Genomic DNA, 10,984 nt, shown 5'->3' on the forward strand with positions numbered 1-10,984 from the left:
GTGCTCCGGATGAAGTCAGCACACGCGCCACATCACCACCGAGACAACACGATCATGGCAAATCCGTCGTCGATCTATGACGAAATGAACAGTGCCGACGGCACGGTGCGCAGTCACTACGCCGGATACAAGAAATGGCTTGCGGAGACGCCCCCCGAGCGCATTGCCCAGAAGCGAGCCGAAGCCGACCTCGTCTTTCACCGCGTCGGCATCACCTTCGCCGTCTATGGCGAGGAGTCCGGCAAGGAACGCCTGATCCCGTTCGATATCGTGCCGCGCATCATTCCGGCGCAGGAATGGAAGCAGCTCGCGGCCGGCCTGCGCCAGCGGGTCAAGGCGTTGAACATGTTCCTGAACGACGTCTATCACGACCAGGAAATCATCAAGGCCGGTCACGTACCTGCCGAACAGATTCTGTCGAACAGCCAGTACCGCCCGGAAATGCAGGGCGTCGATGTGCCAGGCGGCATCTATGCCCATATCGCCGGGGTCGACGTGGTGCGTGCCGGCGCCGGCGAGTTCTACGTGCTGGAAGACAATCTGCGCGTGCCGTCCGGCGTGTCCTACATGCTGGAAGACCGGCGCATGATGATGCGGCTGTTCCCCGAGCTGTTTTCGCGCTACCGCGTGGCACCGGTCGAACACTACCCGGACATGCTGCTGACCAATCTGCGCGCCGTCGCACCGGCCGGGGTCATCGACCCGACCGTCGTCGTGCTGACGCCGGGCGCCTACAACTCTGCCTACTTCGAACACGCCTTCCTCGCGCAGCAGATGGGTGTCGAGCTGGTCGAGGGGCAGGACCTGTTCGTGCGCGACGAGCACCTGTACATGCGCACTACGCAGGGTCCGCAGCGGGTCGACGTGATCTACCGCCGCATCGACGATGACTTCCTCGACCCGCTCGCCTTCCGGCCCGATTCCATGCTTGGTGTGCCGGGGCTGCTGCAGGTCTACCGCGACGGTCACGTCACGCTGGCCAATGCGATCGGTACCGGCGTGGCCGACGACAAGTCGATCTACCCCTATGTGCCGGACATGATCCGCTTCTACCTCGGCGAAGAACCCTTGCTGAACAACGTGCCGACCTTCATGTGCCGCAAGCCGGACGATCTGGCTTACGTGCTGTCCCATCTGGGTGAGCTGGTCGTGAAGGAAACGCACGGCGCAGGCGGCTACGGCATGCTGATCGGCCCGCTTGCCACGAAGGAGGAAATCGAACGCTTCCGGCAGCTCATCATCGACACGCCGGATCGCTACATCGCCCAGCCGACGCTTGCGCTGTCTGCCTGCCCGACCTTCGTCGACGCCGGCATCGCGCCGCGCCACATCGACCTGCGTCCGTTCGTGCTGTCTGGCAAGGACATCAACATGGTCCCGGGCGGCCTGACCCGCGTGGCGCTGCGCGAAGGATCGCTGGTGGTGAATTCGTCGCAGGGCGGCGGCACCAAGGACACCTGGATACTGGAAATCTGACATGCTGAGCCGCACCGCAGATCACCTCTACTGGATGGCGCGCTACATCGAACGCGCCGAAAACGTCGCCCGCATGCTGGACGTGAATTACCGCATGTCCATGGTGCCGCAGGCCGAAGGCGGCATCGATGCCGGCTGGGGGGCGACGCTGTCGATCACCGGTCTGGAAGACGCCTTCCGCGCCAAGCACAGTGCGGCCACGATGGAATCGGTGCTCGAATTCATGGTGTTCGACGGTACGAACTCGTCGTCGATCATGAGCTGCCTGCGCATGGCGCGCGAGAACGCCCACGCGGTGCGCGGCACCATCACATCGGAAATGTGGGAAACCACCAACGACACCTGGCTCAAGATGCGCGACTACCCGCGCTGGAAACTCGCCGGCAGCGAAATCGGTGAATTCTTCGAATGGGTCAAGTTCCGCTCGCACCTGTCGCGCGGCGTCACGCTGGGCACAATGCTGCGCGACGAGGCATTTCACTTCATCCGCCTCGGCACCTTCCTTGAACGGGCTGATGCGACCGCGCGCTTCATCGACGTGAAGTACCACATGCTGGTCGACGGCGCCGCGCCGCCGGACACCGCAGCCGACTACTACCAGTGGAGCGCGCTGCTGCGCTCGGTGTCCGCCTTTGAGGTGTATCGCAAGGTCTATCGCGACCTGATCACGCCGGTCAAGGTCGCCGAACTGCTAATCCTGAACGACCAGATGCCGCGTTCGCTGCGCACCAGCATGGTCGAGGTGTTCGAAAACCTGAATGCGCTGTCCAACTACCGATCGAGCGAGACCGAAAGACGTGCCGGCGAACTGCAGGCCAGCCTGAAGTTCGGTCGCATCGAGGACGTGTTCGCGCGCGGTCTGCACGAATACCTCACGCAGTTCATCGTACGTGTCATTGATCTGGGCAACCGGGTGTCCGAAGACTTCCTGGTGCCGATGTCGTCGAATTGACTACCCCCTGGGCCGGCCTGCGTCCGTCCCGCCCCCCGAGGGGGGCAAGTCGTCTTGGGGCGGCCCGGCGACGACTTGTCTGCCCCCCGGGCCGGCCTGCGTCCGTCCCGCCCCCCGAGGGGGCAAGTCGTCTTGGGGCGGCCCGGCGACGACTTGACTGCTGATATCAGAGGAGATAACCATGCTGCTCGACATCCGCCACGAAACCACGCTGCGCTACATGCGGCCGGTGCAATACAGCATCCAGCAGCTGCGGCTGACGCCGCGCGAGGATTCGACCCAGCGGGCACTGGCCTGGAAGGTTCAGGTGCCGGGCAACGCGCGCCGCTCGATCGATGCGCACGGCAATGTCGGCCACCTGTTGACGCTGGACCGCCCGCACAGCGAGCTGTCCATCCTGGTCAGCGGTACGGTTCGCATGACCGAGGATGCGGCGTGGATGCCGCGTGATGCGGGCACGTTGTCGCCGCTGTCCTATCTGGCGACCAGCCGTCTGACGGAGAGCGACGAGCAGGCCCATGCGATGGCGGCCACCCATCTTCGCGCGCGACGCGACACCGTGGGCGAACTGCTCGATCTGAGCGGCGCCGTCTGCGGCGCGGTGCGTCACCAACCCGAATGCGTGCCGCCGGCTGGCGCAGCCAGTGCCTTCGAAGCCGGGCGCGGCTGCGGTGCCGACATCGCGCACGCCTTCATCGCCTGCTGTCGAGCCGCCGGCCTGCCGGCACGTTTCGTCAGCGGCTATCTGGTGGACGCAGCCGGAGAATGGGCTGCGCCGCACACCTGGGTCGACGTCTGGCTGGCCAGCGGCCCGGCTGCCGGTGGTGAGGCCGGCTGGGTCAGCGTCGATGTGCTGGAACGGTCGCTGGCCGGGCAGGGCTACTGCCGGCTGGCGGTCGGTCGCGATCATCTCGATGCCTGCCCGGTGCGTCTGAGCGACACGGCCGACCATGCCGTGATGACGGTGACGCGGGTGTCCGTACATCGCCACTGAGCGGGCGGCCTTTCCGCCCGGGCTCCCCCGGCTGTGGCTTTTCGGGCCGCGTCGCGCACAGGTCCGCCGAGACGGATAACATTCCTCCCTCACACCTGCCGGAACTTATGCCATGACTTACTGCGTGGGCATGCTGCTCGACGCCGGGCTGGTCTGCCTGTCCGATTCACGCACCAATGCGGGGGTCGATCACATCAATACCTTCCGCAAGATGAATGTGTTCGAGCGGACGGGTGAACGCGTGCTCGTGCTGATGAGCGCAGGCAATCTAGCGGTCACGCAGACGCTGGTGAGCCTGTTGCGCGAGCGCCTGGCCACTGACGGCCCGAACCTGCATACCGTGGCGAACCTGTTTGAAGCGGCTCGCCATGTCGGCGACTGCCTGCGCGAGGTCTATGCGCGCGATGCCGATGCCCTGCAGGAATTCGGCATCGAATTCAACGCGTCCTTCATCCTCGGCGGTCAGATACTGGGTGAGGTGCCGCGGCTGTTCCAGATCTACTCGGCCGGCAATTTCATCGAGGCGACACGCGACACGCCTTACTTCCAGATCGGCGAGGCGAAATACGGCAAGCCCATCATCGACCGCGTCATCCGCCCGGAAACCCTGCTCGACGATGCGGCCAAGTGCGCGCTCATCTCGATGGATTCAACGATACGGTCCAACCTGTCGGTCGGCCTGCCGCTCGACCTGCTGGTGTTGCGCCGCGACGGGCTCAAGGTGTGCTCCAGCCTGCGCATCGACGCCGACAACGCCTACTTTGAAATGATCCGCAGCCGCTGGGGCGAAAGCCTGCGCGAGGCCTTCCACGCGCTGCCCTCGCCGGACTGGATACCCGGCTGACGTCGCCCGGGACCGGCACACAGCGCTGAACCACGTGTTGCACCGAGCGGTTACGTTGTCCTTTCTGGCGTTTCTGCCGGTCCGCCCGCAAAGCTAAAGGTTCCCGCAAGGCCGTCGTTAATCCGGATTCCAGCCACCAACCCGTCCGGAGCATGTCCGCTCAAGCCGACTGGCCTTGCGCACGCGCAACCGATGCGTGCGCCACGCCGCGTACCCCGATGCCCCGGGGGTTGCGAGGTGTTCTGTACCTCCTGCTTTGTCTGGTCGCTGCAAGCTGCGCCTGCGTGACGGCAGCGCGCGCGGCCGACCTGCCTTCCATCGCGTTGCATTACGGCAAACAGGCGCTGCTGGCTTCGCTGAAGGCGTTCGACATCGCGGTGGTCGAGCCTGACCACGGCTTCGATCCGGTCGCCTACCGTGCCGGCAAGGCTGAAGGTGCCGGCAGCGAGCTGTTCGCCTATGTCAGCGTCGGCGAGGTGCATCCGTCACGCGGCTACGCCTCACGCATCCCGGCGGCGTGGCGCATCGGCAGCAATACCGACTGGCAGTCCATCGTGATCGATCAGGCGCAGCCGGACTGGCCGGCCTTTTTCGCCGAACAGGTCATCGCACCGCTGTGGACGCGCGGCTACCGCGGCTTCTTTCTCGACACGCTCGATTCCTACCATCTGGTGAAGAACGCAGACGTGGCGGCGCAGCAGGCCGGTCTGGTGGCGGTGATCCGCCTCATGCGCACGCGCTTTCCGGGCATCCGCCTCATCATGAACCGCGGCTTCGAACTGCTGCCCGCGTTGCGGGGCGAGGTGTTTGCCGTGGCGGCCGAATCCCTCTATCGCGGCTGGGACGCGAAGAAGAAACGCTATGTCGAGGTGTCGCAGGCGGACCGCGACTGGTTGCTTGGCCAGTTGGCCGCGGCGCGCGACCAGTATGGCGCCACGGTGCTGGCGATCGACTACGTGGCGCCGACCGACCGCGCGCTGGCGCGCGCGACGGCCCAACGCATCCTGTCGCACGGCATCGTGCCCTACGTCACCGATGCTGCGCTCGAAACCACCGGCGTCGGCCTGATCGAAGTGCTGCCGCGCAAGGTGATGTTCCTCTACAACAGTCGTGAGTCGTCGCGCATCAATGCGTCGAATGCGCACCGCTACGCCGAAATGCCGGTCAATCATCTGGGCTATGTGGCCGAGTATGTCGACGTCAACGGCAGTCTGCCGGAGGTGGTGTCCGCCGGCGACTACGCCGGCGTCGTCGCCTGGTTCGACGGCTACGTGGCCCCGGATCGCACCGGCGCGCTGTCGAACTGGCTGGCTGCGCGCATCGCCGACGGCACGCGGGTTGCGGTATTCGGCAGTTTCGGGTTCCAGCCGGCGGGCAGCTTCGTTCGCGCTGCAGGGCTCGACGACGCGGCCCCTCCGAAAGGTGCACTGAAGGTCGTCAGTGCCGATGCGCTGATCGGCTACGAGTCACCGGCGCTTCCGGAGCGACGGGGCGTCGAAGCGATACGGGTATCGGCGCCCGGCGCCCGGACGTTGCTGCGCCTGTCGGACGCCAACGGCACGCACTACGACGCGGCCGCCCTGACCGGGTGGGGCGGCTACGTGATGAATCCTTTCGTGGTGCGCGTACTCCCGGGCGAGGACGAACAGTCGCGCTGGATCGTCGAACCCTTTGCCTTCATCCGTCAGGCGCTGGCGCTGCCCGCGCTGCCGGTCGCCGACACCACGACGGCGGCCGGCCGCCGCATGTTCTTCGCCCACATCGATGGCGACGGCTTTCCGTCGCGCGCCGAAATGCCGGGCCGCCGCCTGGCCGCAGAAGTGCTGCTCGACGATGTGCTCAAGCGCTACGCGGTGCCGCATGCGATGTCGGTCATCGAGGTCGAAACCAGCCCGCAGGGTGCGTACCCGAAAGAGTCGCCGCTGATGGAAGACGTGGCGCGTCGCATGTTCGCGTTGCCGCACGTCGAAATCGCGTCGCACAGCTACACGCACCCGTTCTTCTGGGACAGCGTCGAGCGCGGTGAAGTGCGCGAGTCGCTGCAGGGCTATTCACTGGCGCCCAAGGGCTATGTGCCGAGCCTGCAGCGCGAGATTCTGGGTTCGAGCGAATACATCCGCAGTCGTCTGGCACCGCCCGGCAAACCGGTCGGGTTGATGTTGTGGACCGGCGATGCGTCACCGACCGAAGCTGCGCTGGACATCGTCGACGCCGCCGGCATGGTGCAGATGAATGGCGGCTATACGGTGGCCACCCGCAACTACGCCAGCCTGGCCGCGGTGTCCGCGCTGGGATCGTGGCAGGGGCGGCGCTTCCATGTGCATGCGCCGATCATGAACGAGAACGTCTACACGAACCTGTGGACCGGCCCGTTCTACGGCTTCGAGCGCGTCATCGAAACATTCGACTACACCGGCGCGCCACGCCGCCTGAAGCCGATCAACATCTATTACCACACGTATTCGGCCAGCAAGCGGGCGGCGCTCGATGCGCTGCACAAGGTGTATCGACATGCGCTGGCGCAGGAGATCCACCCGGTCTTTCCGAGCGAGTACGTGCGCATAGCCATGAACTTCAACGACCTCGTGCTGGCGCGTTCGCTCGATGGCCGACGCTATCTGGTGCGCAATGCGCCGCATCTGCGCACGCTGCGCCTGCCGGCCGAACTGGGTTATCCGGATCTCGCCCCAGCGTCCGGCGTGGCCGGCTTCAACGCCGGACCGGAAGGCCGCTATCTGCATCTGGCCGCCGATCAGGCGAGCTTCGGCCTGCAGCCCACCGCGCCGGCCGGGCCTGCGCTGTCGAGCAGCAACGGGCGCATCGCCGCCATGACGCGCGACGGCGACCGCATGCTGCTGGACCTGCGGGCCCACGTACCGCTCGAATTCGTGCTCGCGAACATCGATCGATGCACCGCCAGCGCGGACGGCAAGCCGCTCACGCCCTTCCGTCGCGACGGATCACTTACACACTTCAGGCTGACCGCGCATGCTGCGACGATCGAGCTACGCTGCCGCCTCGCTTGAGCGGCCGCGGCTGGTCGCGCCGCATGTGCTGCTGGGCATCGCGCTGCTGGTGGCGCTGCTGCTGGTCGTGCTCTATCCCTATCGCGAGCTGGTGCAATACACGCTGAATGCGACCCGCGGCGACACGCTGACCATTGCCTATCTGCGCAACCTGCTGCGCACGGATCCGGACAATCCCGAACTGCGCCTGGCGCTGGTGCGACAGGCGCTGGCGCGGCGCGACTACGACGGTGCGCGCCTGGCGCTGGCGCCGTTGCTGTCCGGCACGCCGGCCGGCGCCTCTGGTACCGAGGCGCGCTGGGTCGAATGGACGGTGTTCGAAAGCGAGCTGCTGGCCAGTCTGCCGGGTTCTGCGCGGCGCGCCGAACTCGAGGCGGCCCTGCCCGAAAAGCTGCGCCGCACCGTGCTGATCGACGGCCTGACCGACCAGAACCGCATGGCGCTGGTCGAACGTGCGCTGTCCTGGGGCCAGGCGGTGCTGGCGCTGGAATTGCTGTCGGGCTTCACGCGCGAAGGTGTGCGGCCCGACCCGCGCATCTATCGCGAGGCGGCGAAGGAACTGCTTGGCCACGGCGAGTACCAGAGCGCCGCGAAAATCCTGCTGCTGCTGCGTGCCGCCGAACCGGATGCCGCAACGCGTCGCCAGCTCTATCTGCAGGCCATCCGCATCCTGCAGTCGGGCAACCTGCTGGCGCTCGCGCTCGACACGGCGGAACGCGAACTGGGCGAACTGTCGGGCGACACCGAAGTGCTGTACTACCTGGTCACGCTGGCGCGCGCCGCCAACCGTCCCGACGCGGCGGCGCGCTTTGCGCGCGCCATGCTGAAGCTGTCGCTGCAGCTGCAATGGCGCCGCACGCTGCTGGCGCAATCCGGCTTCGATGCGCGGCCCTGGCGGGTGGCGACGAATGGCGTGCCCGATCTGCCGTTCGATGACCGCATCTACACGCTCGGGTTCGAGGCCTTCCTCGGCAACCGCCAGCTCGACGACGCGCAGCGCGTCGCCGCATCGGCGGTGCGCCAGGCGCCCGACAGTCTGGTCTGGCGCGAGCGCCTGGCCACGTCGTCGGAGTGGGCCGGCAAGCCGCAGGAAGGGCTGGAACAGTGGCTGGTCATCGCCCGGCGCACCGGCCGCGAGGACGCATGGGACGCCGTACTGCGGCTGGCGCCCGGCCTGCTCGACGACGAGGCGCTGCTGGCCGGCCTGCGTCATCGCATCGCCCGCCAGCCCGGCGACAGCCGCCTGCTGAGCGCCATCATCGCCACCTACGAGCGGCTGGGCAGACCGCGCGAGGGCATCGAGTTCCTGCAGGGTGTGGGCGGTGCCACGCCGCCGCTGCCAGTGCTGGTGGCGCTGGCCGATCTGGCCGAGCGCGCAGCCGACATCGATCTCGCACTGGCCACGCTGGCGCGCATCGATGGCACCGCCACGCCGGATGTGCGTCGCACATCGCGCCGCGCCGCACTGCTGATTTCGCGCAACCGCTTCGATGAAGCGATGGCGGCGCTCGAAGCGGTCCGCCCGGCGGCCACCGACGCCGATCGCGACTACTGGCGGCTGTACTCGTCGCTCGCCCAGTTGCTGCAGGACGACGACCGGGCGCGCGACGCGCTGGCCCGCATCACGCGCTTCGACGACGCCGAGGTGTCGGAGCTGCAGGATCTGGTCGAACTGCTGCTGGATGTCGCACCGCTGCAGGCGGCGCGCGAAGCCGAGCGCGGCTGGCGTCACTACGGCGATCGAGTGTGGCTGATGCGTACGCTGGATCTGTATGTATTCACCGGTCGGCCGCAGGACATCGGTCGCATCATCGGTGAGCTGTCGGACGCCCAACGGCGCGATGCCGAGCAGCTGCCGCTGTTCCTGCAGATCCGCGCACGCTGGCATCAGGCGGCCGGCCGCAAGGCACAGGCGCTGAACGATTTCAGCGCCGCGCTGGCGATCGACCCGGGCTCGGTCGAGGTGCGCTCGGCGCTGCTGTGGCTGTTCATCGACGGCAACGACACGCTGGCGCTGCGCGAACTGCTGGCCCGCCACGAACAGGCCTGGGCGCGCGAACCGCTGCTGCATGACGCGCTGGCCGCGTCCTGGCAGGCGCTGTCGCGCCCGCAGACTGCGCTCGAACGCTATCTGCTGCCGCGCATCGGCGCGCAGCGCGGCGACTTCCTGTGGATGATGAATGTCGCCGATGCGCTGGAACAGAATCAGGAAACCGAGCGTGCCTGGCGGCTGCGCGAACAGCTTTGGCGCGCCGAGCGGCCGAAGCTGCGGGTGCTCGCCGCCGACGACATCGCGCAGCTGCAGCGTCTGGCGCGCGTGCGACTTGCCCGTGCCCAGCAGCCGGGCGACGCCTCGCATGCGCTGCTGCGCGAGGTGCTGCGGCTCGATCGCGCACCCGATGGCGAATGGCTGCCGGCGGCGAAGGAACTGGCGCTGTCCTGGTTCATCGATCATGGCGAATACGAGGCGGTGCGCGGCTTTCTGTGGCACCAGTACGGTCGTGCGCTGAACCGTCCGCTGTGGGCCGACATCACCGCCGCACTCGGTCAGGGCGACGTCGCGGCGGTCGGTGCGCTGCTCGAACAGTGGGACGAACGCCTGCCGCGCTACGACCGCGTCAACAGCGCGCGGCTGGTCGGCGACGTGCGGCGTGCCCAGACGGCCGCCTTCGAAACGATGGACGCGCAGCGCGATGACGCGCCGCTGCACCTGCAGCTGAGCGACGCGCTGCTCGACTACGCCGACCGCTTCGACCTCGACATCGCACAGCGCGAACTGGCCGGCATCGACGAGCGTCAGCAGTCGGCCACGTTGGACATCGGTGTCGCGCCCGACCTGCGCTTCAGCGTCGAATTCGGCTCGATCACGCGCGGGCGCGGCGACAACGTGGACTACTCGGCGGTACCGGACGAACGCGAGTACCTGCTCGGCCGCGTGGCCTGGGCGCACGACGACGGCGTGACCCGCCTCACCATCGGCCAGCGCGACGGCTTCGAAACGATTCATCCGTTCGCCATCGAGCGCGAACAGCGCATAGACCGGCGCCTGTCCGGGTCGCTGGGCATCGGCCTGAACATGCCGGCTACCGAAAATCTCGGCCTGCGCGTCGCCGGCATGCGCGATCAGGTCGAACTGCGCGGCACCTACCGGGTGTCGCGCTACGACCGCGTCGGTCTGCAGCTGTCGCGCTACCGCTATCAGGCGCAGAACGATCTCGACATCGGCCGCGGCCGGCTGTGGCAGGCGGAATACGTGCACTCGATCCGCACCGAGCTGCCCGATCTCGAAGTGAGCGCCTACGTTGCCGGCTACCGCTTCAATCCGTCCGACATTGATCTTGCCGATGCGCGTGCCGTAGACATCAAGAACCGGCTGTTCTTCGCCAGCGCGTCCGACGCCACCGCGCTGCGGCCGCAAAGTTTCAACCTGCACGGCGTGCGACTGACCCACAACGTACGGCTGGTGCGCGACTACACGAAGGCGCTGCGGCCGTTCGGCTCGGTCGGCGTGCTCAACAACAGCGTGTCGGGTGCCGGTTACGACGTGGCGCTCGGGCTGGCCGGCAGCGTGCTCGGCACCGATCATTTTTCGCTGTCCTGGCGACAGAACAAGGGCGGTGGCGGGCTGTTCGCGCGCACCACCGAATTTGCGCTTCACTACCGGCTGTTCTTCTGATGGCCGCCTTTCTAGA

At 67.0% G+C, this 10,984-nt stretch carries 6 protein-coding genes; all 6 read left to right on the forward strand.

Annotation, left to right across the window (positions count from 1 at the left end; all coding sequences use genetic code 11):
- The first annotated feature begins 54 nt into the window (after positions 1-54).
- The 6 genes from BSY238_RS14705 (at position 55) to BSY238_RS14730 (ending at position 10,968) form a co-directional block, all read left to right on the forward strand.
- Positions 55-1,476, forward strand: a complete 1,422-nt coding sequence (locus BSY238_RS14705) for a circularly permuted type 2 ATP-grasp protein (RefSeq protein WP_069039802.1) — start codon at positions 55-57, stop codon at positions 1,474-1,476.
- Between the two features lies 1 nt (position 1,477).
- Positions 1,478-2,428 carry an alpha-E domain-containing protein gene (locus BSY238_RS14710; protein WP_069039803.1) on the forward strand — a complete coding sequence of 317 codons (951 nt, stop codon included), beginning with the start codon at positions 1,478-1,480 and terminating at the stop codon, positions 2,426-2,428.
- Positions 2,429-2,609: 181 nt separating this feature from the next.
- A complete protein-coding gene (locus BSY238_RS14715) occupies positions 2,610-3,422 on the forward strand; it encodes a transglutaminase family protein (protein WP_069039804.1) in 813 nt (270 codons plus the stop codon).
- Positions 3,423-3,534: 112 nt separating this feature from the next.
- On the forward strand, positions 3,535-4,266 hold the full coding sequence (locus tag BSY238_RS14720; RefSeq protein WP_069039805.1) for a proteasome-type protease: 732 nt from the start codon (positions 3,535-3,537) through the stop codon (positions 4,264-4,266).
- A 284-nt stretch (positions 4,267-4,550) separates the two neighbouring features.
- Positions 4,551-7,292 (forward strand): bifunctional glycoside hydrolase 114/ polysaccharide deacetylase family protein, encoded by a 2,742-nt coding sequence (locus BSY238_RS14725; protein WP_223300154.1) that lies wholly within the window; start codon positions 4,551-4,553, stop codon positions 7,290-7,292.
- On the forward strand, positions 7,255-10,968 hold the full coding sequence (locus tag BSY238_RS14730; protein ID WP_069039807.1) for a tetratricopeptide repeat protein: 3,714 nt from the start codon (positions 7,255-7,257) through the stop codon (positions 10,966-10,968). The genes BSY238_RS14725 and BSY238_RS14730 overlap by 38 nt, the downstream gene beginning before the upstream one ends.
- The last annotated feature ends 16 nt before the right edge of the window (positions 10,969-10,984 follow it).

The organism is Methyloversatilis sp. RAC08, assembly GCF_001713355.1.
In the GTDB taxonomy this organism is placed as follows: domain Bacteria; phylum Pseudomonadota; class Gammaproteobacteria; order Burkholderiales; family Rhodocyclaceae; genus Methyloversatilis.